Annotated in this window: 20 protein-coding genes and 1 tRNA gene; 6 read left to right on the forward strand and 15 right to left on the reverse strand. The window is 72.5% G+C overall.

What is annotated here, in order from left to right; all coding sequences use genetic code 11:
• Nucleotides 1-50: 50 nt before the first annotated feature.
• Nucleotides 51-1,409 carry a VWA domain-containing protein gene (locus ACFYNP_RS09480; protein ID WP_388784087.1) on the forward strand — a complete coding sequence of 453 codons (1,359 nt, stop codon included), beginning with the start codon at nucleotides 51-53 and terminating at the stop codon, nucleotides 1,407-1,409.
• A 233-nt stretch (nucleotides 1,410-1,642) separates the two neighbouring features.
• Nucleotides 1,643-3,058: an FHA domain-containing protein gene (locus tag ACFYNP_RS09485; RefSeq protein ID WP_388784089.1), complete on the forward strand. Its 1,416-nt coding sequence runs from the start codon at nucleotides 1,643-1,645 to the stop codon at nucleotides 3,056-3,058.
• Here the strand turns inward: ACFYNP_RS09485 and ACFYNP_RS09490 are convergent.
• Nucleotides 3,039-4,013, reverse strand: a complete 975-nt coding sequence (locus ACFYNP_RS09490; protein WP_388407243.1) for a methyltransferase domain-containing protein — start codon at nucleotides 4,011-4,013, stop codon at nucleotides 3,039-3,041. The two genes, ACFYNP_RS09485 and ACFYNP_RS09490, sit on opposite strands and share 20 nt — an antisense overlap.
• A 277-nt stretch (nucleotides 4,014-4,290) precedes the next feature.
• Between ACFYNP_RS09490 and ACFYNP_RS09495 the strand changes: the two genes are divergently transcribed.
• Nucleotides 4,291-4,695: a globin gene (locus tag ACFYNP_RS09495; RefSeq protein WP_388407240.1), complete on the forward strand. Its 405-nt coding sequence runs from the start codon at nucleotides 4,291-4,293 to the stop codon at nucleotides 4,693-4,695.
• A 74-nt stretch (nucleotides 4,696-4,769) separates the two neighbouring features.
• On the opposite strand, the gene ACFYNP_RS09500 is transcribed toward ACFYNP_RS09495, so the two are convergent.
• From ACFYNP_RS09500 to ACFYNP_RS09530, 7 genes are all read right to left on the reverse strand, one after another.
• A complete protein-coding gene (locus ACFYNP_RS09500) occupies nucleotides 4,770-5,462 on the reverse strand; it encodes a hypothetical protein (protein WP_388407238.1) in 693 nt (230 codons plus the stop codon).
• Complete coding sequence (locus ACFYNP_RS09505) at nucleotides 5,459-5,929, reverse strand: acyl-CoA thioesterase (RefSeq protein ID WP_388784092.1); 471 nt, start codon at nucleotides 5,927-5,929, stop codon at nucleotides 5,459-5,461. Before ACFYNP_RS09505 ends, ACFYNP_RS09500 begins: the two co-directional genes overlap by 4 nt.
• A 6-nt stretch (nucleotides 5,930-5,935) precedes the next feature.
• Nucleotides 5,936-7,600, reverse strand: a complete 1,665-nt coding sequence (gene ettA, locus ACFYNP_RS09510; protein WP_100578492.1) for an energy-dependent translational throttle protein EttA — start codon at nucleotides 7,598-7,600, stop codon at nucleotides 5,936-5,938.
• A 356-nt stretch (nucleotides 7,601-7,956) separates the two neighbouring features.
• Nucleotides 7,957-9,381 carry a Cys-Gln thioester bond-forming surface protein gene (locus tag ACFYNP_RS09515; protein ID WP_388784094.1) on the reverse strand — a complete coding sequence of 475 codons (1,425 nt, stop codon included), beginning with the start codon at nucleotides 9,379-9,381 and terminating at the stop codon, nucleotides 7,957-7,959.
• Between the two features lie 314 nt (nucleotides 9,382-9,695).
• Nucleotides 9,696-10,256 carry a single-stranded DNA-binding protein gene (locus ACFYNP_RS09520; protein ID WP_388784097.1) on the reverse strand — a complete coding sequence of 187 codons (561 nt, stop codon included), beginning with the start codon at nucleotides 10,254-10,256 and terminating at the stop codon, nucleotides 9,696-9,698.
• A 221-nt stretch (nucleotides 10,257-10,477) separates the two neighbouring features.
• Nucleotides 10,478-12,199: a GTPase gene (locus tag ACFYNP_RS09525; RefSeq protein ID WP_388784100.1), complete on the reverse strand. Its 1,722-nt coding sequence runs from the start codon at nucleotides 12,197-12,199 to the stop codon at nucleotides 10,478-10,480.
• Entirely contained in the window at nucleotides 12,196-13,800 is a 1,605-nt protein-coding gene (locus ACFYNP_RS09530) for a dynamin family protein (RefSeq protein WP_388407223.1), read from the reverse strand. Before ACFYNP_RS09530 ends, ACFYNP_RS09525 begins: the two co-directional genes overlap by 4 nt.
• Nucleotides 13,801-14,165: 365 nt before the next feature.
• On the opposite strand from ACFYNP_RS09530, the gene ACFYNP_RS09535 reads away from it, so the two are divergent.
• Nucleotides 14,166-14,238, forward strand: a tRNA-Arg gene (locus ACFYNP_RS09535).
• Nucleotides 14,239-14,552: 314 nt separating this feature from the next.
• Here the strand turns inward: ACFYNP_RS09535 and ACFYNP_RS09540 are convergent.
• The 4 genes from ACFYNP_RS09540 to ACFYNP_RS09555 all read right to left on the reverse strand — a co-directional run bounded on the left by ACFYNP_RS09540 (nucleotide 14,553) and on the right by ACFYNP_RS09555 (nucleotide 18,210).
• A complete protein-coding gene (locus tag ACFYNP_RS09540; RefSeq protein WP_388784103.1) occupies nucleotides 14,553-14,849 on the reverse strand; it encodes a LuxR C-terminal-related transcriptional regulator in 297 nt (98 codons plus the stop codon).
• 590 nt (nucleotides 14,850-15,439) lie between these two features.
• The gene (locus ACFYNP_RS09545; RefSeq protein WP_388784105.1) at nucleotides 15,440-16,138 is read right to left on the reverse strand and encodes a TetR/AcrR family transcriptional regulator; all 699 of its coding nucleotides are present in this window, start codon (nucleotides 16,136-16,138) and stop codon (nucleotides 15,440-15,442) included.
• Nucleotides 16,139-16,195: 57 nt separating this feature from the next.
• Nucleotides 16,196-16,651 (reverse strand): PPOX class F420-dependent oxidoreductase, encoded by a 456-nt coding sequence (locus ACFYNP_RS09550; protein WP_388784108.1) that lies wholly within the window; start codon nucleotides 16,649-16,651, stop codon nucleotides 16,196-16,198.
• Entirely contained in the window at nucleotides 16,648-18,210 is a 1,563-nt protein-coding gene (locus ACFYNP_RS09555) for a cytochrome bc complex cytochrome b subunit (RefSeq protein WP_388784111.1), read from the reverse strand. Before ACFYNP_RS09555 ends, ACFYNP_RS09550 begins: the two co-directional genes overlap by 4 nt.
• A gap of 206 nt (nucleotides 18,211-18,416) precedes the next feature.
• Between ACFYNP_RS09555 and tsaD the strand changes: the two genes are divergently transcribed.
• Entirely contained in the window at nucleotides 18,417-19,541 is a 1,125-nt protein-coding gene (gene tsaD, locus ACFYNP_RS09560) for a tRNA (adenosine(37)-N6)-threonylcarbamoyltransferase complex transferase subunit TsaD (protein WP_388784114.1), read from the forward strand.
• Between the two features lie 165 nt (nucleotides 19,542-19,706).
• Nucleotides 19,707-20,978, forward strand: a complete 1,272-nt coding sequence (locus ACFYNP_RS09565; protein WP_388407209.1) for an aminotransferase class I/II-fold pyridoxal phosphate-dependent enzyme — start codon at nucleotides 19,707-19,709, stop codon at nucleotides 20,976-20,978.
• A gap of 167 nt (nucleotides 20,979-21,145) precedes the next feature.
• On the opposite strand, the gene ACFYNP_RS09570 is transcribed toward ACFYNP_RS09565, so the two are convergent.
• The 3 genes from ACFYNP_RS09570 to ACFYNP_RS09580 form a co-directional block, all read right to left on the reverse strand.
• On the reverse strand, nucleotides 21,146-22,003 hold the full coding sequence (locus ACFYNP_RS09570; RefSeq protein WP_388408448.1) for an ABC transporter permease: 858 nt from the start codon (nucleotides 22,001-22,003) through the stop codon (nucleotides 21,146-21,148).
• Between the two features lie 8 nt (nucleotides 22,004-22,011).
• A complete protein-coding gene (locus ACFYNP_RS09575; protein WP_388784118.1) occupies nucleotides 22,012-24,633 on the reverse strand; it encodes an alpha/beta fold hydrolase in 2,622 nt (873 codons plus the stop codon).
• Nucleotides 24,634-24,805: 172 nt separating this feature from the next.
• Nucleotides 24,806-25,579, reverse strand: a complete 774-nt coding sequence (locus ACFYNP_RS09580) for a maleylpyruvate isomerase family mycothiol-dependent enzyme (protein ID WP_388784121.1) — start codon at nucleotides 25,577-25,579, stop codon at nucleotides 24,806-24,808.
• Between the last annotated feature and the right edge of the window lies 1 nt (nucleotide 25,580).

The following is a 25,580-nucleotide window of genomic DNA, read 5'->3' on the forward strand; positions in this document are numbered from 1 at the left end:
TGCCCGACTTCTTTCACTTCAGGTCCATGGAGCCTCAAGGAGCCTTTCCGATGGCCAACTTCTCCAAGTCCACCGTGCCGCAGTTCTCCGTCGAGGTGTACCAGAACGAATTCCTGCCGGAGGGCGGCCGCGAGGTCAACGCGATCGTCACGGTCGCCTCGACCGGTGGCGGCACCCTGGGCGGGGCCCCCTTCACGACGGCCTCGGCCTCGCCGTCCTACATACCGGGCCAGCCGCCCACCGCGGCCGTGGTGATCATGGTGGACTGCTCGGGCTCGATGGAGTACCCGCCCACCAAGATGCGCAACGCCCGGGACGCCACGGCCGCCGCCATCGACACCCTGCGCGACGGCGTCGCCTTCGCCGTGGTCTCCGGTACGCACATCGCTCGCGAGGTCTACCCGGGCAACGGCCGCCTGGCCACCGCCGACGACCAGACCCGCGCCCAGGCCAAGGAGGCGCTGCGCAAGCTGAGTTCGTGGGGCGGCACCGCCATCGGCACCTGGCTGCGGCTGGCCGACCGGCTGCTCGCCTCGGCGGACGTGCCCATCCGGCACGGCATCCTGCTGACCGACGGGCGCAACGAGCACGAGTCGCCGGAGGACCTGCGCGCGGCCCTCGACGCCTGTGCCGGACGGTTCACCTGCGACGCCCGCGGCGTGGGGACCGACTGGGAGGTGAAGGAGGTCACCTCGATCTCTTCCGCGCTGCTCGGCACCGCGGACATCGTCGCGGATCCGGCCAACCTGGCCGCCGACTTCACGCAGATGATGGAGAACGCGATGGGCAAGGAGGTCGCGGACGTGGCTCTGCGCCTGTGGACCCCGGTCGGCGTGGAGATCCAGTTCGTCAAGCAAGTGGCCCCCACCGTCGAGGAGTTGACAGGTCGTCGCACCGAGGCCGGGCCGCGCGCCGGGGACTATCCGACCGGCTCCTGGGGGGACGAGTCCCGCGACTACCACGTGTGCGTCCAGGTGCCCCAGGCCAATGTCGGCCAGGAGATGCTGGCGGCCCGGGTCTCGCTGATCGTCCCGGACCGCGAGGGCGGCACGCCCCAGCTGCTCTCGCAGGGCCTGGTGCGGGCGGTGTGGACGGACGACATGGCGGCCTCCACGTCCATCAACCCGCAGGTCGCGCACTACACGGGACAGGCCGAACTGGCACAGGTCATCCAACAGGGCCTGGATGCCCGCAAGTCGGGCGATGTGGACGGGGCGACCGCGAAGCTGGGCCGGGCGGTGCAGCTGGCCGCCGCCTCGGGGAACGCCGATACTGCGAAACTGCTCGCGAAGGTGGTGGACGTCGTGGACGAGGCGACAGGTACTGTGCGACTGAAGGCGAAGGTCGCGGAAGCGGACGAGATGACCCTCGAAACGCGCTCCACCAAGACCGTTCGCGTCAAGAAGTAACCAGAAGCGAACAAGAAGTGACTACGCCCGAGAAGTGCGTGGTTACGCCCGAAACGCTTCGATTCGCACGCATTCGAGTCGCACGCATGCGAGTCGTACGCATGCGAGTCGTACGAAGAAGCACCGAGAAGTACCCGTAGGCGCTGAGAAGTACCGAGAGGTACCGACAGCACTCAGAACCACCGAACCGCCGCGGCCCACGGGGCCGGATGATGAGAGGGGGAAGCGACTCCATGCCGACCTGCCCGAACGGACATCAGTCGGGTTCCGACGACTGGTGCGAGATCTGCGGCCATCGCATGGGCGCCGTGCCGCCGCCTCCCCCGCCTCCGCCCGCGTACGGCTACCCGGGTCCCGGGGATCCGGGCGCCACCGCCCAGGCCGAGCTCTGCCCGCAGTGCCGCACCCCGCGTGAGGCGGGGGCGCCGTTCTGCGAGGAGTGCCGCTGGAACTTCCTCACCAACACGGCGACCTCGTACACCCCGCTGGCCCCGCAGCAGCCGATGCCCGCACAGGGCCCCGGCCCGGCCCCCGGCCCCGCGCAGGGCCCCGGCCCGGGTCTGAATCTGCCGCCCGCCTTCCAGCAGGGCCCGCCGCCCGCGCCGCGCGACCCGTACGAGTACCAGAGCTCGCGGCCCTCGCAGATGAACCGGCCGGCCGAACCGCTGGCCGGCGAGCCCTCGCAGCGCTCCGGGCAGCAGCTGCCGCCCAACGCGTTCCAGCAGCAGCCGCCCCCGCCGCCCGGACCCTTCAACGGCGGCCAGGGCGGCCCGCCGCCTCCGCCGCCGGGCCCGTTCAACGGCGGCCAGGGCGGCCCGCCCCCGCCGCCGCCCGCCTTCCAGCACCAGGCTCCGCCGCAGGCCCGGCCGCCCCAGGCGCCCGCCCGGGACGACGACTGGACGCTGCCTCCGCCGTCCCCGTCCGTACCGGAGCCGGGGCGCAGGAACGCGCCCGACCGCGGCGACGACTGGCCCCAGCCCGCGCCCGACCGCGGGGACGACTGGCCGCAGCCCAGCACGCCGTCCGCACCGCAGCCGCCCCAGGAGCGCGCCGCCGACGACTGGCCGCAGCCCAGCACGCCGTCCGCACCGCAAGCGCCCCAGGAGCGCGCCGCCGACGACTGGCCGCAGCCCGCGTCCCGGCCCGCCCCGCCCGCTGCACCGCAGGCCGCGCCGCAGCAGGGACCGCCGTCCGCTCCCGAGCGGAACGACGACTGGCCGCAGCCCGTCACGCCCCCGGCGCCGGCCGGCTGGTCCATCACCATCGGTCCCGACCGGGACTACTTCCTGGCGATGATGCAGCGCAGCGGCCCGGAGGCGGCCGGGCTCAACCTGCCCGCGTACTCCCCCGAGCAGCAGCGCCCGCTGTCCGGCAACCAGATCACCATCGGCCGCCGCCGCCACTCCACCGGTGAGGCACCCGACATCGACCTGTCGGTGCCGCCGGAGGACCCGGGCGTCTCGCACCAGCACGCGGTGCTCGTGCAGCAGCCGGACGGCACCTGGGCGGTCGTCGACCAGAACTCGACGAACGGCACCACGGTCAACGGCTCCAGCGAGCCGATCCAGCCGTACGTGCCGGTGCCGCTCCAGGACGGCGACCGGGTGCACGTGGGCGCCTGGACGACGATCACCGTCCGCCGGGGCTGAAGGGCCGATCCCGCAGGGGCCAGGCGTAGGGCCCCTGCGGATCGTCCAGCCACGCCCACTGGGCCGCACCGTCCAGCGTCACCCCGAACCGCTCGCGCGGCGGGCGCTGCTCGCGGCGCCACAGCGCGTGCGCCTCGTAGGGGTCGAGGCTGCCCGCGGTCAGTTCGAGCAGGAAGCGGAACAGCTCGTTCGTGACGCTCTCGCGGGGCAGGCCGCCCGTGTACGGGGTGCCCCGCGGCGGCGATCCTGTACCGCGCAGGGGCACGAAGTAGGCGGGGGTGTGCAGGAAGCGGCCCTCGGCGCGGTCCGGGCCGGCCACCCGCAGCCGGATCAGGCCGGTGGCGAGCGGGGCCAGGATCAGCGCGCCGGTGCCGCACTGGGCCGGCCACTCCCCGGGCACCGAGCCCACCGTGCAGGTCGCCACGACCTTGTCGAAGGGTGCCCGCGCGGGCACCCCGCGCGCCCCGTCCCCGGTGATCACGGCGGGGTGGTATCCGGCCGCCTCCAGGTGGGCCCGGGCCGACTCGGTGATCTCGGGGTCGAGGTCGACGGTCGTCACGTTCGCCTCGCCGAGCCGGTGGCACAGCAGCGCCGCGTTGTATCCGGTGCCCGCGCCGATCTCCAGGACCCGGTCCCCGTCGCGCAGGTCGAGCGCCTCCAGCATGCGGGCCATCAGGGAGGGCTGGCTGCTGGAGGAGACGAGGTCGCCGTCGCGCATCCGGGTCCCCAGCGCGGCGTCCGCGTACGCTCCGGTCAGCCAGCGTTCCCGGCGGGCCCGATCGGGGTCCTCGCCCCACAGCCGGACATGGCCGCCGGGCGCGCCTTCGTAGTAGTACGGCACGAAGAGATGGCGCGGCACGTCCTCGAACGCGGCCCGCAGGGCCGGGTCGGCGAGCGCCCCGCCCGCGACGATCCGCCGCACCAGGGCCCGCCTCAGTGCCAGGTCCGCGCTCATAGGTCCACTGTGCTGCGCCGGGCCCCCGGAGGCGAGTGGTCGTACGCCCCCCGTCGCGGGGCCGGCGGAAGCGTGCGGTCGCGGGGCTGCCGGAGCGTGCGGTCGCGGGGCTGCCGGAGCGTGCGGTCGCGGGGCTGCCGATGCGTGGTCCTACGCCGCCGGTCCTCGGTCACCCGGTCTGAGACCATGGAGGCGTGCCGCATTTCCCGGGGGACGGCCCCTGGACCCCGGGCGTTGTCCCGGGGCAGGCCCGACTGGCATTGCGAGGGTGTTCGACGTGACCGAGATTCCGCGCGGGACGCTCCAGGAGCAGACCTTCTACGAGCAGGTCGGCGGCGAGCAGACCTTCCGCCGGCTCGTCCACCTCTTCTACCGGGGCGTCGCCGACGACCCGCTGCTGCGGCCCATGTACCCGGAGGAGGACCTGGGCCCGGCCGAGGAGCGGCTCGCCCTGTTCCTGATGCAGTACTGGGGCGGCCCGCGCACCTACAGCGACGGCCGGGGCCACCCGCGGCTGCGGATGCGGCACGCGCCGTTCACGGTCGACCGGGCCGCGCACGACGCCTGGCTGCGCCACATGCGTACGGCCGTCGACGAGTTGGGCCTGTCCCCCGAGCACGAGCGGACGCTCTGGAACTATCTGACGTACGCGGCCGCCTCGATGGTCAACTCCGAGGGCTGAGCCACTGCTGACCGGGGCCGCGCCCCGGCGCGAGCCGCGGTCCGCGAAGTCCGGGAAGTCCGGGAAGGGGACGGTCAGGCCGGCGTGACCGTCAACCCCGCCGCACCCGCGCGGCGAAGCGCGACCGAGCCGTAGGGCGTGCGCAGCCTCAGCCACGGGCCGGAGGCGAAGAGGGCCACCGGCTCGGGGGCGGACGGCGCGCCCGCCGAGGCGAGCGCACGTACGGGTCGCAGGAATCCGAGCGACTGGGCCGCGTGCACGGCCCGCAGCGGCAGCTCGGTGGAGCCGAGCGTACGGGACCAGATCTCGCGCCCGATCCGCTCACGCTCGGCCCGCGTACGCAGCGACTCGGGCAACGCCTCGTCCCGGGAACGGAATTCGGCGACGGCGGCCGAGACCGCCCCCCGCATCCGCTCGGGCTCCGGCAGCCCCGGCACCGGCTGCCAGCCGCCGCGCGGCGGCAGGACTCCGGTCCACGGCGGCCCGGTGACGGCGACGGGGACACCCGCGGTCGCCGCCGACTCGTCGAGGGATTCGAGGAGTTCACCCGCGGAGACGGTCGCGTCCAGGGAGAGGGACGCGTCCACGAGCCGGGCCGTGCGGATCGCGAGGACCTCGAAGGACGGCGGCCGGCCGAAGACGGCCAGCGCCCCGCCGCCCGCCTGGAGGCGGACGGCGGCGGCCCGGTCGTAGTGGATCAGGCGGCCGAGGAAGGCGGCGAGGTCCGCCACCTCCCTGGCATCGTCGAACCCCAGCACGGCGCTCATGCCGCGGCCCGCTCCTGCCCTGCGGCGCGGGCGCCGTCGTCGGAGCGGGCGCCGTCGTCCAGGTACTTCCTCAGGAAGTCCTTCTCCTCGGCGGTGATCCGCCGCGGCCGCCCCGCCGCGAGGTCGTAGGGCACGACAACGGTGGACGCCGTGACGTACACGAGGCCCCCGTCGCCGGGCTCCTTGATCTCGTAGGAGATGGTCAGCGACGCCGCGCCCATCTTCGTCACCCACGACTCGATGATGACCGGCTCGTGCCGGTGCACCAGGGGCCGCTTGTAGTCGATCTCGTGCCGGGCCACGACGGACCCGCCCTGGAACGACGGCGACCCGTCACCCGGTGCGAGGCGGAACATGAAGTCGATGCGGGCTTCCTCCAAGTACCGGACGAAGACCACGTTGTTGACGTGCCCGAAGGCATCCATGTCCGACCAGCGCAGCGGGCAGCGGTAGATATGACGGGCCACTGGCGATCAGCCCCGGGTGAGCTTCTTGTACGTGGCGCGGTGCGGACGGGCCGCGTCCGCGCCGAGGCGCTCGACCTTGTTCTTCTCGTACGACTCGAAGTTGCCCTCGAACCAGTACCACTTGGACTCGCCCTCGTAGGCGAGGATGTGGGTGGCCACTCGGTCCAGGAACCAGCGGTCGTGGGAGATCACGACGGCGGCACCGGGGAACTCCAGGAGCGCGTTCTCCAGGGAGGACAGCGTCTCGACGTCGAGGTCGTTGGTGGGCTCGTCGAGGAGCAGCAGGTTGCCGCCCTCCTTGAGCGTGAGCGCCAGGTTGAGGCGGTTGCGCTCACCACCGGACAGCACGCCCGCGGGCTTCTGCTGGTCCGGGCCCTTGAAGCCGAAGGCGCTGACGTAGGCGCGGGACGGCATCTCGACCTGGCCGACGTTGATGTAGTCAAGCTCGTCGGAGACGACGGCCCACAGCGTCTTCTTGGGGTCGATGTTGGCGCGGCTCTGGTCGACGTAGCTGATCTTGACCGTGTCGCCGACCTTGATGGACCCGTTGTCCGGCGTCTCCAGGCCCTGGATCATCTTGAAGAGCGTGGTCTTGCCGGCACCGTTGGGGCCGATGACGCCGACGATGCCGTTGCGCGGCAGCGTGAAGCTCAGGTCGTCGATCAGGACCTTGTCGCCGAAGGCCTTCGAGAGGTTCTCGACCTCGACGACGATCGAGCCCAGACGCGGGCCCGGCGGGATCTGGATCTCCTCGAAGTCCAGCTTCCGCATCTTGTCGGCTTCGGCGGCCATCTCCTCGTAGCGGGCCAGACGCGCCTTGGACTTGGTCTGACGCCCCTTGGCGTTGGACCGCACCCACTCCAGCTCTTCCTTGAGGCGCTTGGCGCGCTTCTCGTCCTTGCGGCCCTCGACCTTCAGGCGGGCGGCCTTCTTGTCCAGGTACGTGGAGTAGTTGCCCTCGTAGGGCAGCGCGCGGCCGCGGTCGAGCTCCAGGATCCACTCGGCCACGTTGTTCAGGAAGTACCGGTCGTGGGTGACGGCCACCACGGCGCCCGCGTACTTCGAGAGGTGCTGCTCCAGCCAGTTCACCGACTCGGCGTCGAGGTGGTTGGTGGGCTCGTCGAGGAGGAGCAGGTCCGGCGCCTCGATGAGCAGCTTGCAGAGCGCGACGCGGCGCTTCTCACCACCGGAGAGGTTGGTGACCGGCCAGTCGCCCGGAGGGCAGCCGAGCGCGTCCATGGCCTGCTCCAGCTGGGCGTCCAGGTCCCACGCGTTGGCGTGGTCCAGGTCCTCCTGGAGCTTGCCCATCTCTTCGAGGAGCGCGTCCGAGTAGTCGGTCGCCATCAGCTCGGCGACCTCGTTGAAGCGCTTGAGCTTGCCCATGATCTCGGCGGCGCCGTCCTGGACGTTCTCCAGGACGGTCTTGGACTCGTCGAGCTGGGGCTCCTGCATGAGGATGCCGACGCTGTAACCGGGCGACAGGAAGGCGTCACCGTTGGAGGGCTGCTCAAGGCCCGCCATGATCTTGAGAACGGTGGACTTACCGGCGCCGTTCGGGCCGACCACACCGATCTTCGCGCCGGGCAGGAAGTTCAAGGTGACGTCATCAAGAATCACCTTGTCGCCGTGCGCCTTGCGCGTCTTGCGCATGGTGTAGATGAACTCAGCCAAGAGAAACCGTCCGGCAGATCGATGTGTGGGCAGATACACCCCATCTTGCCTGACGGCCACCCCCCGGGGGAAACGGGTATGGGCGGGGGCCCACGACCTGGGCGTTCGGGGTGGGCCTGGGTAGTCGCGCGGGGTGACGGGCCGTGGCCGGGATCGCGTTTTCCCCGTGCGGCAGCCGGTACGCGGCAAGCCGCACGGCAGAACGGCGGACACCCCCGTATGCGACGGCCCCCGTATGCCATGGCCCCGTATGCGACGGCCCCCGTATGCGACGGCAAACGGCCCCGGTACGCGATCGCGTACCGGGGCCGTCGGGGTCAGCTCAGCGGGAGCTCACCGGACTGCCGGGCTGCTGGTCAGTTGCCCGCGGTCTTCTTCTTACGGAGGAAGAAGACGGCGCCGCCACCGAGCAGCACCAGGACGACCGCCGCGCCGGCGATCATCGGGGTGGAGCTGGAGCTACCGGTCTCGGCGAGGTTGGTACCACCGTTGGTCCCGGTCGAGCTGCCACCGGTCGAGGTGCCGCCCGCCGAGGCGGGGCTGGGCTTCGAGGACGGGGTGGGCGTACCGGTGCCGGCCGTCTTGCAGTCGAGGACGCCGGAGAAGTGCTGGTCGGCGATGGTGAAGTCGTACTTCGCGTCCTCCGCGACCGGCACGAAGACCGTCTGCGAGGAGTTCGCGGGGACCGTCAGCTTCTTGCCGAGCACGACCACGTCGAAGGCCTTCGTGCCCTTGTTGCTGACCGAGACGTCGAGGCCGCCCTTGACGCAGTCCTTCTTCACGGAGACGGCCGGGGCAGCGCCCTTGTCCGCCCACTTGGCCGAGGCCACCGCGCTGACCGGCACGACGCTGGTGCTGGCCAGGATGAAGGTCTGGCTCTGGATCTCGCCGTCACTGACGAAGGCCCGGCCGACCGGAACCGTGGTCTGCGCGCTGGCGGTGACCCTGGCGGAGCCGTCGGCGGTGCCCTTCGGCACCTTGAAGTAGACCTGGGTGCCGTTGACGGCGGAGGTGATGACCTTGCCGTTCGCGTCGGTGATCTGCACACCGGCGGCCGCGCCCGGGGCGATCGCCAGACCGACCTTCTTGGCGTTGGTCTGGACCGTGAGGGGGCCGACCTCCTCGCCCGGGCGGCCGGAGACCGCGTCCTTGTCGAAGCCCAGGGAAGCCTTCGGCTCCTCCTCCTTCGTCGCGTTGTCCAGCAGGTACTTGGTCAGCGCCTGCGCGGCCTGGTCCTTGGGGGTGGCCGTTACGTCGTCGGAGAGCGTCCAGATCGCGGCCTGGGTGGCCGCGGCGGCCGTCTCTTCCGTGAGGGCCTGCCCCTTGATGTCCTTGGACAGCTCGGGCGGAACCACCGACGGGTACGAGTGCTTGAGGATCCAGTTGATCTTTCCGGCGGCCTCGGCCTTGGCGGGACCAGCGAGCGAAGACTCCGCCCAGGTCACTTCCTTGTAGGTGGCGTTGCCCACCGTGTGGTGGTTCAGGTCGATGCAGTACGTCTTGATGACGCCCGCGTTGTCGACCTTGAGCTCGAACAGACCGCCGGTGGTCGACGACGGCTTGCCGTGGTCGTCGATGTCCACCGCGGCGCCCACCTTGACGAACGGGCTGACGAGGGTGGCGTGCACACCCGACGACGAGGCGGCGGGCTTGTCGTCCGCGAAGGACGTGCCCGCGCCGGCTATCGCACCGGCCGCGACGAGTCCCGTGACGGCTGTGGCGGTGGCGAGGCGCAGCGCACCCCGCTTGCGGGCGGTAGGCCCGTGAACGGCTGAAAACACAGAATTCCCCTTCGGGCGAGGCGCTTTCGCATGTGGTGCGCGTGCACGAGAGGTGCGCGTGGGGGAAGTGCCTCGCCGGCAGACTCAAGTGCCCCGTGAGTACGCCGGAATCCTAGGGATGCGGAAGTCGACGATCCGCAGGGATGACATCAGATAACCATTCCGATTCGCAATCGTTATCCCAAAACACGTGTGCCATCTGGGCTTATCGACAAATCCCCTGGACAGAAAGGGAGTTTCGGGACACCGGCCGGCCTCGGCCCGTACTCCCTCCTCCTGCCCCTTCCCCGAGTTCCTCCCTCAAGTCCCCCCGTCTAGAAGGGCGTCGGAGGAACCGTCTCGGCCACCGGCGTGGCCGATTCCCATACCACCGCCGGGAGGTCCTTGGCCGAAACCGCCCCCGTCCTCCCGGCCGGGACGGACCCGGTGGCACCGGACGGAACCGCCTCGCCGCCCGGCGCCGGGCCGAGCTCCGCCCCCTGCGGGCCGGCCCGTTCGACGGGGCTCGCCTCGCCCTTGAACACCCGCCGGAACGCGGTGGTCCCGCGTGAGATGTCGTGCCCGATCGCCACCGCGTCGACGTCGGCCGAGAACCGGCGCGACCCGTCCTTGCGCTCCTCGTCCCGCACCCTCAACCGCCCGTGCACCACGACCGGTTCACCGATCGCGACCGAGCCCGTCAGATTCATGCCGAGCGCCCGCCCCGCCCACACCGTGTAGAAACTGGTCGCCCCGTCGACCCAGGACTGCCTCTCGCGGTCGAAGCGGCGCGCGGTCACCGCGAGCCGGAACCGGGCCACCCCGCCCGTCGCCGTCTCGCGCCACTCCACCTGGGTGGCCACATTGCCGACCAGCGTCACCGTCGTCTCGTTCACTGCCCTCAACCCCCGTACCGTCCCTGCCCGATACCCACCGGCTCGCGCCGGGCAGAGGGAACCCCGCCCGGTCCGGCCGTCGATCGAACCCTTGCGCTGTCGATCTCCATGCTGGACCGGACGGGGAGTGTGTGCCGGGGCCTGTGGACTACCCCCGGGCTGTGGAAATCCGGCTCACCCTTCCGGGCGACCCCACGGCCGGGCCGCGCCCCTCAACCGGGTCACCCCGTCCCCGCCAACCCCGCTCCCACCACCGCCGCGTACTGCTCGCGCACCTCCCGGTACCGCAGCAGCTCGGCGGCCACCGGGTCCAGGACCTTGGCCCGGCCGCAGGCCGCCGCGGTCTCGCGGAGCCGGCGTTCGGCCTCCTGGCCGTAGCGCCGCCCGGGGCCGCGCGCCGCAACCGCGCAGGCCCACTCGATCAGCGGGCCGCCGACGATCCCGCCCAGCATCACGAGCGCGGGGACGATCAGGCCCGGTGTCAGCACCCCCACGATCTGCCCCAGCAGCCAGAGCCCGCCCACGACCTGAATGCCCGTCATCACCATCTGGGCCAGTACGGCGGCGGGCCACCACCGCGGCCGGGGCGAGGTGCCGCGCTCCAGCTCCTCGCGCACGGCGAGTTCGTCCAGCGCCTCGGGAAGCTCCTCGGCGCCCCGTACCGCCGCCTCGCGCACGGCCTGCGCCCAGGGTGCGGGCAGCCCGGCCGCGGCCTCGTCGGCCACCGTACGGACCGCCTGCTCGACCCGCTGGCGGGCAGTGACCTGCTCCTCGATCTGGGCGTCGGAGCGGGGCCGCTGCACGGCCGGGACGCGGATCCGGTCGTACCAGCGCCACAGCCGCAGCCAGGGAGTCCCGCAGGCACGCTGCGCGTTGCGCCGCCACTCGCGTTCGGCGGCCTCCCCCGCGGCCGAGGCCCCGACCGCCTCGCCCAGCCGGTCCGCGAAGTCCCTGCGGGCCCGCTCGCCGAGCCCGGGCCGGCCGTCCGCCACGTACAGCGGGCGCAGTTCGGCCGCGGCCGCGTCCACATCGGCGGCCAGCCGGCGGGCGGCGGCGCCGCGCTCCTGCACGAACCGGCCGAGCTGCTCGCGGAGTTCGCCCACGCCCTGGCCGGTCAGCGCGGACAGGGAGAGCACCGAGGCGCCGGGCTCGCCGTGTTCGCCGAGCGCCATGCCGTCCTCGTCGAGCAGTCGGCGCAGATCGTCCAGGACCTGGTCGGCGGCCTCGCCGGGCAGCCGGTCCACCTGGTTGAGCACCACGAAGCTGACCTCGGCGTGCCCGGCGAGGGGCCGCAGATAGCGCTCGTGGAGCACGGCGTCGGCGTACTTCTCGGGGTCCACGACCCACACGATCGCGTCGACCAGGGCGAGGACGCGGTCGGCCGCCTGCCGGTGCGAGACGACCGCCGAGTCGAGGTCGGGGAGGTCGACGAGGACCAGGCCCTCCAGGTCGACGCCCGCGTTGTCGAGCGGACGGCGGCGCAGCCGGCCGGGGATGCCGAGCCGGTCGAGCAGGCCGGCGGCGCCGTCGGTCCAGCTGCACGCGATGGGCGCGCCGGTGGTGGGGCGGCGCAGGCCGGTGTCCGAAATCTGGCTTCCGGCAAGGGAGTTGAAGAGGGTGGACTTGCCGCTTCCGGTGGCCCCGGCGACGGCGACGACGGTGTGCCGCGCGGACAGGCGCTGGCGCGCGGACGCCTCGTCGAGCACCCGCCCGGCCTCGGCGAGCGCCGTCGCGTCGAGCCGGGTGCGGGAGAGGCCGACGAGTTCGCGCAGCGCGTCCAGGCGCCCGCGCACCTCGCCGACGTACGGCCCGCCGATGGGCTCGAACGCGATGTCGTCCTGCGGCTGAGCCCCCTCCTCGTGGGGGGACGTCATCTCGCCGGGCTCGGCGGCACGCCGCGCGATCAGCCCGTCGGCCCAGCGGTCCTCGACCTCCTGCGTCATGCCGCTTTCCTCTCCTTCTGCACTACGGACAGTGCGGCGATCAGCCCGGCCTGCGGCTCGGGCGTCACCTCCAGGGCGTCCAGCGGCGCGAGCCGCCGTTCGCGTTCGGCGCCGAGCACCTGGTCGATGTACGTGGCGACGAGTTCGCCGCCCTTGTCACGCAGCCGCAGCGCGCCCTGCGCGCCGATCCGCTCGGCGAGCCGCTCGCCCGCCCGGCGGGCCCGGCGGCCGCCGAGCAGGGCGGCGGCGAGCAGTGCCGCCACCGTCTCGGGGTCGGGCGCGACCGAGCGTTCCATCTCCCGCACCTCGTCCTCGGCCAGCTCTTCGAGCACCCGCCGCCAGCGCCGCACCGCGAGGCCGATGCGGTCCTCCGGGTCGACGTGGCGCACCTCGTCGGCCAACCGCCCCGCCGCCGGTTCGCGCGCCCACGCGTCCCGGACCCGCTCGTCGGCGGCGGCGGCCGCACACCGAAGCAGTTCGGCCAGGCTGTCCACGAGCGCGTCCAGGAGCTCGGCGGAGGTGGCGCCGCCGGGGTGGGCGCGCCAGCGGGTGAGCGCGTCCCCGGCGAGCACCTCGCCGGCCCGCAGGCGCCGCCGGACCCGGTCGCCCTCCTTGGCGTACGCGTCCTCGACGGCGCCGGTGAGGCGTACGGCGGCGGCGTACTGGGCCGCGACGGCCGAAGCGAGCTCCGGCATCCGCGCGTTGAGGGACTCGATCGCGCCCGAGGCGGTACGGGCGACGGCCTGCTGGCGGGCGGCCGGGTCCTGGCTGCGGTGGGTGAGCCAGGTCCGCAGCGCGGCCACCGCGGTGGAGGGCAGCAGCCCGTGCGAGGCCCCGGCGGACTCGGGCAGTTCGGGCACGGTGAACCGCGGCACCTCCCCGAGACCGGCCCGGGTGAGCAACGCCCCGTACTGCCGCGACACTTCGGCGAGCACCTGGTGCGGCACCCGATCGAGGACGGTGACGAGGGTGGCGTCGTACTCCTTCGCGGTACGCAGCAGATGCCAGGGCACGGCGTCCGCGTACCGCGATGCGGTGGTGACCATGACCCAGACGTCGGCGGCGCAGATGAGCTCGGCGGCCAGGATGCGGTTGCCGACGACCAGCGAGTCGATGTCCGGGGCGTCGAGGAGCGCGAGCCCGCGGGGCAGCGTGGTGGCCGTCTCGACGCGCACGGCCCCGTCGTCGTCCTGCCCGATCTGGCCGTCGCGCTCGGCGTCCTCGTGCTGCTGCGGCAGCCAGACGCGGGTGAGTTCGGGCAGCACGCGCGGCCCGGAGAACCACTCCCGGTCGTCGGGGTGGCACACGAGCACGGGCGTCCGCGTGGTGGGCCGCAGCACGCCCGCCTCGCTGACCCTGCGCCCCACAAGGGAGTTGACGAGGGTGGACTTGCCGGCGCCGGTCGAACCGCCGATGACCGCGAGGAGCGGGGCCTCGGGATCTCGGAGCCGGGGCAGCAGATAGTCGTCGAGCTGTGCGAGCAGCTCACTGCGCGTCTGCCGGGCGCGCGGGGCGCCCGGCAGGGGCAGTGGGAGACGCACGGCGGCGACACTGTCGCGCAGGGCGGAAAGTGCGTCGATGAGCTGAGGCCGTACGTCCATGGTCACCACATGCGAAGAATGCCCAATTTTGGCGGCTTTTTGAAGCGTATGGCCACTTCCGCGCGCGTCCATAGGCCACCGAGACGCGCCGAACGGACAGATGAGACACACGGGACGAGTGGGACGCAGGCATAACGAGTGCACAACACCCTGCGCCGCGAGCGTCAAAAGCGCTGCACGATTCGCACCTGCCTGCGATTATCGGTTCGCTTCACCGAACCTCCACATCGTGCCACGCAGGTGAAGCAACCGGGACGAGGTGACAGGAGCCCTATCCTTGTCCCCGGCAAGGTCATCGGCCCGGGACCCGTCCCGGACCAACGTCCTCGCCGGCCCGGGGCTCCAGGCCACCCAGGCCCCATCCGGCCCCCGTAGCTCAGTGGATAGAGCAGGCGCCTTCTAAGCGCTTGGCCGCAGGTTCGAGTCCTGCCGGGGGCGCCCAGCCCAACCGGGCGTCCGGCCCTCCTTCGGGAGGGCCTTTTCGCTGGTCGGAGCACCGTACCGAGAGGGCGACAGCGGGGGCGCAGGGCGTCGGACCGCCCGCCCGTGTGCGCGGACGCGCAAGACGCCGGACCCGCCCCCGTGGGCGCGGGGGCGGGTCCGACGAGTACAGCCGGCAAAGCCTCTACCGGGGCGGGGCCTCGCGAGGGCTCACCCGCAAGTCATGTTCGGCCACATGCCCCCGGCCGAGACCCCGTCAGAGGGACGGTCCACTTCACCGGAGACGCTCCCAGAGCCTGCACGGCGATTCCCTAGGCGGAAAGTGACTCTTGGGGAGGTGTACGAAAGGGAAGGGTCCGGGCGGGCACCACATGCGGGCAGATCAGTTCGTGTTGAACGATGGCCACCAGGGCGGCCTGAAGCCGGGAGGAGACGCCCAATTTGGCCAGAATGTTCGCCACGTGCTTCTTGACGGTTCTCTCCGCAATGCCCAGACGGCAGGCGATACTGACGTTGCTCGCCGCCGTGCCCAGCAGATACAGAACCTCCTTCTCCCTCGCGCTGAGTCGGTCCAGTGCCCCCTCTTCCCGCTGAGGAAAATGCAGCATTTCGCACTGGCATCTTTCGGCGCTTCCAGCCGCCGCCATATCCCGCATGGGTAAATCCCCCGTCCAGCTGTACGTTGCGTGCCGCATCGCCCCACAAGCCCAGGATTCGCTCCCGTGACCGGCCCGCCCATCGTGAGAATGTGCCCGGCCCGAAGGTTTCCGGCCGCCGGTCCGGGCTCTGCCCGGATAGGTCATGCGCGGCTCGCGGGCAATCGGTCGCGATCCTGCTCTCCTCGGCCCTGCTCTCCTCGGCATCGGCTTTCCGACGATTGTCCAAGCCGAGGCGCGGCCCGACTGCCGATTCCGCGTACATGGCAGGTTCTCGTCTTGCGTCTGGCGCCCCGCGGATCCGGGTTGATAGCGTTACTGCTGATTTCTGCGCGCCGAGGACGACGAGGATCGCGACGAGGATTTCGAGCCCAGGAGTTCCGAGAGCAGGAGTTCCGCGAGCAGGAGTTCCGGGCCCAGGAGTTCCGAGGCGTTCCGAGGCCTGCCGAGTCGGGCGGCTCCGTTCGGCGACGGCCCCTCCGTCTGCGGGAGGCGCCGGCCTGTCGCAGGACGCCCTCCTGTCGGGAGACGGCCCAGCCACCTCACCCCTCCGGCGCCTCCCCGCCCAGCTCCCGGTGAACCCGGGCCGTTTCCGCGGGGGTCAGCGGGCGGGCCGGCAAAGGGCGTTGGGCGGAGGCGCGGAAGCCGGCCAGGAGGAGGGCCAGGGGGCGGCGCCAGGAGCCGGGGCGGACCGATTCGATCGCGGGGAGCGAGGTGCCGAGCGCGCTCAGGGCGAACAGGAGGTCCTCCGGGACGACGTCCGTGCGCAGGTCGCCGTCCGCCGCGGCCCGGCGCATCAGTTCACTCAGGGTCGCGTGGTTGTGGACGTGGATCGCGTCCAGGGTCGGCACGCCCTCGATGCCGGTGGTCATCAGGTCGCCCACCCCTCGGTCCCGGGCCAGCATCGCGCAGACGCCCTCCAGGTAGGCCGTGAGCGCGTCCCACGCGTCGTCGGCGAGGCGCGCCCGCTCGCCGGAGGCCATCACCGCGCCGAGGTCCTCGTGGAAGACGGCCTCCACCAGGTCGCCCCGGGCGGGGAAACGCCGGTACAGGGTGGCGTTGCCCACCCCGGCCCGCTTGGCGATCTCGTCCAGCGGGACGTTCAGGCCCTGCTCCGCGAAGAGTTCCCGCGCCGCCGCCACCAGCAGGTCCCGGTTGCGCTGGGCGTCCCGCCGCAGCGGCGGGGACTTCTTCGGGGGCACGGCTCGGCTCTCGCCTTGCGGCGACGACTGCGGGGGCATGGTGGCCGACCCTACAACCCCGTCCGTCCCGGGGCTCCGTCCGGCTCGGCCGCCCTCTCAGTTCAGGCTGTACGACCAGTCCGGCCGCCACGCCCAGCCCACCGGGCCGGGACCGCCGGCCCCCGCACCGAGCACGAGGCGCACCCCGACCGTGCCGTCGAGCCCGTGCCGCATACGGCTGCGGGCCAGGGTGAGGGCTGCGGGCAGGCCGTACTTGTCCAGCAGCGCGATCCGGTACCGGACGCTCCCCTCCGCGTCGAGGAACACCGCCCTCCCCCGCGGGGCGGTGGTCCCCTCGCCGAGCAGGATCCGCGACCCCGCCCGCAGCCGGGCCGCGAGCGGGGACCGCGTCGGTATCAGGATGCCGAGGGCCGGACCGTCCCGGATCACCCACGGCCGGTCGGTCACGGCCACGCCGTCCGGGCGGTACGTGGTCATCAACAGGCGTCTGGCGCCCGCCAGTTCGGCTGCCTCGGTCACCCCCGTACGGGCCCCGGCCCCTACCGCGTTCACCGGCCGTCCCGCCCGTGCCCCGCCGCCAGGCTCTCGCGCTCCCCCGGCGTCGCCTTGCGGATCTGCCCGCCGTCGCCGAAGTACACGCGCGAGAGCCGGGCCCTCAGCGCACTCCCCCCGGTGACCGGCTCGGGCTGCTCGTGGGCGGTCAGGGTGTGCAGGCGCGCGGCGGGCAGCGGCTCGTGGACCTCCACGTATTCACCGTGCGGCAGCTTCCTGACCCGGCCGGTCTCCCGCCCGTGCAGCACCAGATCACGGTCGCGCCGCTGGAGACCGAGGCAGCAGCGGCGGGTGATCCCGAAGACGGCGACCGGAACCACGAAGAAGCCGATCCGCACCGACCAGGTCATCGCGTTCAGGGAGAGGTGGAGGTGCGTGGCGAACAGGTCGTTGCCGCCGCCCACCAGCGTCACCAGATACAGGCTGATCCACGCCGCGCCGAGGGCGGTGCGCACCGGCGCGTTCCGCGGCCGGTCCAGGAGGTGGCGCTCGCGCCGGTCCTTGGTGATCCAGGCCTCGACGAAGGGGTACACCGCGATCAGGCCGAGGACCAGCGGGAAGAGGAGGAACGGGATCAGCACGCCGAGCGCCAGGGTGTGGCCCCACGCAGTGATCTCCCAGCCGGGCATGACCCGGATCAGGCCCTCGGCGAAGCCCATGTACCAGTCGGGCTGGGCGCCGGTGGAGACCTGGTCGGGGCGGTACGGGCCGAAGGCCCAGATCGGGTTGATCGAGGCGATCGCGGCGACCGCCGCGAGCACGCCGAACGTGAGGAAGAAGAAGCCGCCCGCCTTCGCCAGATAGACCGGCAGGAGCGGCATGCCGACCACGTTCCGCTCGGTGCTGCCCGGCCCGGCGAACTGGGTGTGCTGGTGGAAGAAGACCAGGATCAGATGCGCCACGAGCAGGCCCAGCATGATCCCCGGGATCAGCAGGACGTGGAGGCTGTAGAAGCGCGGAATGATGTCCGTACCCGGGAACTCCCCACCGAACAGGAACATTTGGACGTACGTTCCGACGACCGGCACCGCGAGGATGACGCCCTCGATGAAGCGGATCCCCGTACCGGACAGCAGGTCGTCGGGGAGCGAGTAGCCGAAGAAGCCGTCCAGCATCCCGAGGAACAGCAGGCCGAAGCCGAACAGCCAGTTGATCTCACGGGGCTTGCGGAAGGCGCCGGTGAAGAACACCCGCATCATGTGCACGAACATCGCCGCGATGAACACCAGCGCCGCCCAGTGGTGGATCTGCCGGATCAGCAGACCTCCCCGCACCTCGAAGCTGATGCGCATCGTGGAGTCGAAGGCCTCGGAGACCCGCTGCCCGTTCAGCGGGACGTACGAGCCGTCGTAGACGACCTCGGCCATGCTCGGTTCGAAGAACAGCGTCAGCCATACGCCGGTCAGGATGATGACGACGAAGCTGTACAGGCAGATCTCGCCCAGCATGAACGACCAGTGGTCCGGAAAGACCTTTCGCACAGTGCTCTGGGCGATGCGGTGGATCCCGATCCGCCCGTCCGCCCAGTCGATGATCCGCTCTCCACGACGTCCCGCCATCGCAAACCCCCCTCGCTCAGCACCGATCGCTCGGCGTCCGACCTCCGCATACTAACTGGGGAGTTCTCCCCACTTACATCGGGGCGCTTACGGGCGGCCGCACGGCGGCGCCGGACGCGGCGACGGGCCGCGCGGATCCCCTACCCTTATTGCACATTGGTTGCAAGAGCAGTCAGCATGCAGAAAGCACGGAAGAGGTGGTCGGGGTGGGCGCTCCGGTGGTGCTCGGGATCGAGTCGTCCTGCGACGAGACCGGTGCCGGGCTCGTGCGGGAGGGGCGGCTGCTCGGCCACGCGGTGGCGTCGAGCATGGACGAGCACGCGCGCTACGGCGGGGTCGTACCCGAGATCGCCGCCCGCGCCCATGTCCACTCCTTCACTCCGGTCGTCCAACGCGCCCTGGAACAGGCCGGGTTGAGGGCGTCCGACATCGGCGCCATCGCCGTCACGACCGGCCCGGGTCTCTCCGGCGCCCTCCAGGTCGGACTCGCGGGCGCGAAGGCGCTGGCCTACGGCCTGGACGTGCCGCTGTACGGGGTGCACCATCTGGCCGGGCACGTGGCCGCCGACACCCTGGAGCACGGCCCGCTGCCCGACCCCTGCATGGTGCTGATCGTCTCCGGCGGCCACACCTCGCTGCTGCTCGTACGCGACCTGGCCCGCGACCCGATCGTCCACCTCGGCGACACCCTGGACGACGCGGCGGGCGAGTGCTTCGACAAGGTCGCCCGGGTCTTCGGGCTGCCCTACCCCGGCGGCCCGGCCATCGACCGGGCGGCCAGGGGCGGCGACCCCGCGGCCGTGCCGTTCCCGCGGCCGCTGACGGGGCCGCGCGACGATCCGTACGCCTTCTCCTTCTCCGGACTCAAAACGGCCGCCGCCCGCTGGGCCGAGCGGCACGCGGGCGCGACGCTGCCCGTCGCCGACGGCTCGGCCGCGCTCCAGGAGGCGGTCGCCGACGTGCTGACCCGCAAGGCGGTCGCCGCCTGCCGTGCCCACGGCGTCGACACCCTGGTCGTGGTGGGCGGGGTCGCCGCGAACTCGCGGGTGCGCTCGCTCGCCGAGCAGCGCTGCGCGGCGGCCGGGATCACCCTGCGCGTCCCGCCGCTCGGCCTGTGCACCGACAACGGCGCGATGATCGCCGCGGTGGGCGACCTGCTGGTCCGCGCGGGCGCGGAGCCCGCCCCGCTGGACGTCTCCATCGACCCGTCCGCACCGCTGGAGTACGCGGCCCTGCACCCGTCCGCGGCACTGGAGCACGCGGCCCTGCACCCGTCCGCACCGCTGGAGCACGCGGCCGTACGGCCGGCCGCGCGGGGAGTGCGCGCTTGACGGACCGGCCCGGGGGCGCAGCCGATGGCGCGGGAGGGGGTGCGCTTGATCGTCCGGCCCGGGGGCAGGCGGTCGTCCGGTGTCCGGGGAGCTCTTTGTAAGCTCGACCCGGCGCACCCACCCCATGCCGTTCCACGCCCGCGCGGCCCCGCGAGAGGAAACACCATGACCACCGAGCTGACCTCCGACGCCCTGGCCGGGCTGCTCGACCAGGCCCGGCAGGACTACGAGGCGCTTGCGGCCCGCGGTCTCAAGCTCGACCTCACCCGGGGCAAGCCCGCGCCCGAGCAGCTCGACCTCTCCGAGGACCTGCTGAGCCTGCCCGGCGGCCGCTGGACCGCCGCCGACGGCACCGACGTGCGCAACTACGGCGGTCTCCAGGGTCTCCCCGAGCTCCGGGAGATATTCGCCGAGGTGCTCCAGGTACCGGCCGGCCAGCTGCTCGCCGCGGGCAACTCCAGCCTGGAGCTCATGCACGACTGCCTGGTGCACGCGATGCTGAGCGTCCTGCCCGGCGCCGAGTCGCGCTGGGTCGACCAGGAGCGCCTCGCGTTCCTGTGCCCGGTGCCCGGCTACGACCGGCACTTCTCGCTGTGCGAGCGGTTCGGCATCGAGATGATCCCGGTGCCGATGACCGACGCGGGCCCGGACATGGACGTCGTGGAGCGCCTGGTCGCCGAGGACGCGGGCATCAAGGGCATCTGGTGCGTGCCGAAGTACAGCAACCCGAGCGGCATCAGCTACAGCGACGAGACGGTGGCGCGCCTGGCCCGCATGGAGACCGCGGCCCCCGACTTCCGCGTCTTCTGGGACAACGCCTACGCCGCCCACCACCTCACCGACGAGCCCGTCGAGATCGCCGACCTGCTCGGCGCCTGCGCCGAGGCCGGTCACGCGGACCGGGCGTTCGTCTTCGGCTCCACCTCGAAGATCACCGCCGCGGGCGCGGGCGTCGCCTTCTTCGGCTCCTCGCCGGCCAACGTGCAGTGGCTGCTCGCCAACAGCTCCAAGCGCTCGATCGGCCCGGACAAGGTCAACCAGCTGCGGCACGTCCTGTTCCTGCGGGACGCGGAGGGCGTACGGGCCCACATGGAGCGCCAGCGCGCGCTGCTCCAGCCCAAGTTCGAGACCGTCCAGCGGATCCTGGAGAGCGAGCTCGGCGGGACCGGCCTCGCGAGCTGGACGCTCCCCAAGGGCGGCTACTTCGTCACCCTCGAAGTGCCCGAGGGCTGCGCCAAGGAGGTCGTGGCGCGCGCCGGGCAGGCGGGCGTCGTGCTGACCCCGGCCGGTGCGACGCACCCGTACGGCAGCGACCCGAAGGACGCCACCATCCGCATCGCGCCCAGCTACCCGGGCCTGGCGGAGCTGGAGCAGGCGATCCTCGGCCTCACGGCGTGCGTGCGGCTCGTCGGCTACGAGAAGCTCCTCGCCGCCTGACCCGGGCCCGGGAGCCGGTACGGCGGAACCGAACCGGTACGGCGGAACGTGTCGCCGACGGGTCGGCCCCGGCCCGGAGCACAACGCGTCGGCCGCCTTCGAGCGCCCCGGTTCACCGGGCCTCGAAGGCGGCCGTCGCGCGTACGGGCCCGGTGGGCCCCCGGGTTCTACGACACGATGTCCTTGCGGGCGAAGCCGCGGAAGGCCAGGGCGAAAAGCACCAGGGCGTAGGCGACGGAGACCGCCGAGCCCTTGAGCATGCCGCCCCACTCCAGGTGCGGCTGGAGCGCGTCGGCCCAGGCGAACTGCCAGTGCGCGGGCAGGAAGTCCCGCCAGCCGCCGAGTGCCGTCACCGCGTCCAGTACGTTGCCGACGATGGTCAGGCCCACCGCGCCGCCGACCGCGCCGAGCGGCGCGTCCGTGCGGGTGGAGAGCCAGAACGCGAGCGCCGCGGTGACCAGTTGGGACACGACGACGAAGGCGACCGCGACGGCCAGGCGCACGACGGCCTGCCCGCCACCGAGTGAGCCGCCGGTCGGGATCCGGAGCGGCCCCCAGCCGTAGACGGCGGTGCCCGCCGCGAGCGCCACCACGGGCAGCAGCACGATCGCCGCCGCGCTGAACCCGAGCGCCACCGCCAGCTTCGACCAGAGGAGCCGGGCCCTGGGCACCGGCGCCGCCAGCAGATAGCGCAGCGAGGACCAGCTTGCCTCGGAGGCCACGGTGTCACCGCAGAACAGCGCGACGGGCACCACGAGCAGGAAGCCCGCCGAGACGAACAGACAGGTCGCGGCGAAGTTGGCGCCGGACGCGGTCGCCGTGTCCATCAGCGTGATGCGGCCGTTGCGGCTGCTCGGGCTGCCGCCGACGGCGAACGCGACGATCAGGACGAACGGCAGCGCGCCGAGCACCGCGCCCATGACCAGGGTGCGCCGGCGCTTCAGCTGCCGCCGGGCCTCGACGCGCAGCGGCAGGGTGCGCCGGGCCCGGTAGCCGGGGGCCGTCTCGCCCGCCGGGGTGTCCATCAGGGTGCTCACGCGGAACCTCCGATCAGGGTGAGGAAGGCGTCCTCCAGGCGGCGGTGCGGGCCGACTCCGGTCAACTGCACGTCCAGGCGCAGGAGTTCGGCGATGAGCTCGGTGGTGGTGGCTCCTTCGAGCCGGACCAGGAGCCCGTCGTCGGTGCGCAGCGCCGAGCCGATGCCGGGCAGCACGGCCACCTTGTCGACGACGGCCTCGGGAACCGGTTCGACGGTCGTGACGAGCAGGGTGTCGCTCCCGCCGGTGATCTCGGCGACCGGACCCGCCTGGACGAGCCTGCCCCGGTCCATCACCACCAGATGCGTACAGGACTGCTCGACCTCGGAGAGGAGGTGGCTGGAGACGATCACGGTGCGGCCGCCCTGGGCGTACCGGATCATCACGTCCCGCATCTCGCGGATCTGCGGCGGGTCGAGTCCGTTGGTCGGCTCGTCGAGGATCAGCAGGTCCGGCATGCCGAGCATGGCCTGGGCGATGGCGAGGCGCTGGCGCATGCCCTGCGAGTACGTCCGTACCGCGCGCTGGAGGGCGTCGCCCAGGCCCGCGATCTCCAGGGCCTCCTCGATGCGGGAGTCCCCGGCGGGGCGGCCGGTCGCCGCCCAGTACAGCTCCAGGTTCTCGCGGCCCGACAGGTGCGGCAGGAAGCCGGCGCCCTCGACGAACGCGCCGACCCGGGACAGGACCGGCGAGCCCGGCCGGATGGCGTGGCCGAACACCCGGATCTCGCCGCCGTCGGGCCGGATGAGGCCCATGAGCATGCGCAGGGTGGTGGTCTTGCCGGCGCCGTTGGGTCCGAGCAGGCCGAGCACCTGGCCCTTCTCGACCCGGAACGACAGCTCCCGCACGGCGTACCGGTCGCTGGACTTGGCGTACTTCTTGGTCAAGTCGGTGATCTGGAGCGGCACTTGGGCGAGCCCGGGATCGGGTGCGGGGGTGTGGGTACGCCGGGTGATCAGGAGGGCGCCGCCGACGAGGGCCCCGATCAGCGGCAGCCCCCACACCCACCAGGCAAGGCCCGCCGAGGCGGTCCGCGCGGCGGGCACGGTGGGCACGGCCAGGCCGCCGCCGTCCAGGGAGACGGTGTAGGTGGCGGGCGCGGCCGGGGAGGCGAAGCCGAGGTCGGTGGCGGCCACGACCAGGCGAAGGCGGTGGCCCGCCTCGACGGTGTGGTCGACGGCGGGCAGCGTCAGCTCGACGGCCTTGCCGTCCTTGGCGCCGGTGACCCGCACGGGGGCGACGAGCTGGGACGGCAGTACCTGCTGCTTGCCGTCGGGGCCGACGTCGTACACCTTCCCGAAGAGCACCGCGTCGTCGCCGCTCGACTTCACCTTGAGCTTCACGGTGGGCGAGCCGGTGACGTGGAGGCCGGTGGTCAGGGGCGCCGAGGCGAATGCGGCGTACTGGCCGGGAAAGTCGAGGGAGAGCCCGACGCCGAGGGAGGACAGGCCGGACAGGCCCGCGCCGAGGCCGGGCACCGCCGAGATCGCGGGCGGCGCGCCGCCGGGCGGGTTGTCGAAGCTCTGCTCGCGCCCGGTCAGCGCGACGGTGTGCCGCCCGCTCTCCAGGCCGGGGTACGTACCACTGCTCGCACCCCTCAACTGGGCTGCCCCATCGGTGGAGTTGACCCCTCCGGTGCGGGTGACGCGGAAGGCGGGGCCGGTGTCGGCGCCCTTGTCGCCCTTCAGGTACCGGTCGAACCACTGGGTGACGCGGGCCTGGGTGCGGCCGGTCTCGCGGTCGCCGCCGTCGTGTCCGCCCGCGACCCAGTCCACCGAGACCGGGGCGCCGTTGGCGGTGATGCGCTTGGCCATGGCGTCGGCCTGGCCGAGCGGGAACAGCGAGTCCGTCTGGCCCTGCATGATCAGCGCGGGGACCTTGATCCGGTCGCCCACGGCGGAGGGGCTCTTGGACTCCAGGAGCGTCTCGGCGGCCCGGTCCGGCTGTCCGGCGGTCGCGACCCGGTTGTACATGGCGCAGATCTGCGGCTCGAACTTCTGGCAGCCGCCGGCCGTGGAGACGAAGATCCCGGCCCAGAGCTTCTTGTAGACGCCGTCCGGGAAGAAGACGTCCGACAGGTTCCAGTACGTCATCTCCGGGGCGATCGCGTCGACCCGCTTGTCGTATCCGGCGGCGAGCAGCGAGATCGCGCCGCCGTAGGACACCCCGGTCACGCCGACGCGCGGGTCGCCCGCGCCGTCCAGCCGCACCTCGGGCCGCTTGGCGAGCCAGTCGATGAGCCGCGAGACGTCCTTGACCTCGAACTCGGGGTCGTTGAGCCCGATCTGCCCGGTGGACTTGCCGAAGCCGCGCGCGGACCACGTCATGACGGCGTACCCGTCGCGCGCGAGCTGCTCGGCCTGGCCCCTCACCTCGTCCTTGCTGCCGCCGAAGCCGTGTCCGATCAGCACGGCGGGCCGCCTGTCGTCGGGGCTGCCCGCGGTGAAGAACGACGTGTCGATCTTCGCTCCGGGCATGTCGAGCACCCGGTCCTCGCGGTGCAGTGCGGGGGCACCCGAGGCGCCGGCGGCACTCCAGACGCCGGCGCCGGCCAGGGCGACGAGGGCGGCCGCCCCCGCGGCCACCCGCCATCGGCGTCTGCGCATGCTGATCTCCATCCCCCCACGGTATGCGCCCGCGCCGACAACCGATGCTGCCCCAGGGTGGAAGTGCGGGCTGTACCCGGGGAGTACGGGGCCCTGGTCGCGTACCGCGGCGGGAGTACGGGGCGTTCCGGGGGCGGAGCCCCCAAGGTCCGTCACCCCGGACGGTCTCGGGAGGGGGACTCGCTCAGCCGAAGGCGGTCGCGGTCAGCCAGTGGTCGAGGACGGCCGGCTCGCCGAGGACCTCGACGGACGGGGAGTCGGCGGGCAGACGCCGGTAGAAGACGCGCAGGACGTCCGCGAGGGGACCGCGCAGCGCGACCGTCGCCTTCGCATGGGCGTGCCGCCAGGTGAAGCCCTCGTCACCGATCTCGATGAGCCACTCGGCGTCGGGGGCGTCCGTGGCGTGCAGGTGCAGGGACTGGCCGGGCTCGCCGAGCGGGGCTTCGCTCTTCTTGAACGCCTGGACGAAGGCGATGATGCCGAGCCACTCGTCGATGCCGTCGGCCGCCACGTCGGCGGGCAGTGTGTAGGCCGCACCCACCGTGCCGGCCGCGTCCGCGCGGTGCACGGCGGTCTCGTGGGTCATCCGGCGCGACCAGAACGAGGTGGTGGTGTCGCCCATCCAGGACCACACCTTCAGGTCGGGCCCGGCCTCGCGCAGGGCGGCGGCGCAGTGTTCGGCACCTTCGGCGAGCCAGGCGTCCAGGGCGGCCGGATCGTCGCTCCCGGGGCCGCCGGCGCCGGACACTTCCCTCGGCTTGACCATGCTCGTGGCGCGGGTGCGCACGATGTGCTCGACCCAGCGGTGCGCCCCGCCGACGTGCACGGCGAGCTCCCGCAGGCTCCAGTCCGGGCAGGTGGGCACGGTCGCCGAGAGGTCCGCACCGGACAGGTGGGACCTCAACTCGGTTGTCTGACGCACGAGTTCGTCGCAGTAGGTGCCATGTTCGAGAGTCATG

Source organism: Streptomyces sp. NPDC006691 (assembly GCF_042869955.1).
GTDB lineage: Bacteria > Actinomycetota > Actinomycetes > Streptomycetales > Streptomycetaceae > Streptomyces.

Bases quoted from the DNA above. Each gene is read 5' to 3' on its own strand.
- ACFYNP_RS09480 (WP_388784087.1), top strand. From the start codon at position 51: ATGGCCAACTTCTCCAAGTCCACCGTGCCGCAGTTCTCCGTCGAGGTG.
- ACFYNP_RS09485 (WP_388784089.1), top strand. From the start codon at position 1,643: ATGCCGACCTGCCCGAACGGACATCAGTCGGGTTCCGACGACTGGTGC.
- ACFYNP_RS09490 (WP_388407243.1), bottom strand. From the start codon at position 4,013: ATGAGCGCGGACCTGGCACTGAGGCGGGCCCTGGTGCGGCGGATCGTC.
- ACFYNP_RS09500 (WP_388407238.1), bottom strand. From the start codon at position 5,462: ATGAGCGCCGTGCTGGGGTTCGACGATGCCAGGGAGGTGGCGGACCTC.
- ACFYNP_RS09525 (WP_388784100.1), bottom strand. From the start codon at position 12,199: ATGACGCAGGAGGTCGAGGACCGCTGGGCCGACGGGCTGATCGCGCGG.
- ACFYNP_RS09530 (WP_388407223.1), bottom strand. From the start codon at position 13,800: ATGGACGTACGGCCTCAGCTCATCGACGCACTTTCCGCCCTGCGCGAC.
- ACFYNP_RS09540 (WP_388784103.1), bottom strand. From the start codon at position 14,849: ATGCTGCATTTTCCTCAGCGGGAAGAGGGGGCACTGGACCGACTCAGC.
- ACFYNP_RS09545 (WP_388784105.1), bottom strand. From the start codon at position 16,138: ATGCCCCCGCAGTCGTCGCCGCAAGGCGAGAGCCGAGCCGTGCCCCCG.
- ACFYNP_RS09555 (WP_388784111.1), bottom strand. From the start codon at position 18,210: ATGGCGGGACGTCGTGGAGAGCGGATCATCGACTGGGCGGACGGGCGG.
- ACFYNP_RS09565 (WP_388407209.1), top strand. From the start codon at position 19,707: ATGACCACCGAGCTGACCTCCGACGCCCTGGCCGGGCTGCTCGACCAG.
- ACFYNP_RS09570 (WP_388408448.1), bottom strand. From the start codon at position 22,003: ATGGACACCCCGGCGGGCGAGACGGCCCCCGGCTACCGGGCCCGGCGC.
- ACFYNP_RS09575 (WP_388784118.1), bottom strand. From the start codon at position 24,633: ATGGAGATCAGCATGCGCAGACGCCGATGGCGGGTGGCCGCGGGGGCG.
- ACFYNP_RS09580 (WP_388784121.1), bottom strand. From the start codon at position 25,579: ATGACTCTCGAACATGGCACCTACTGCGACGAACTCGTGCGTCAGACA.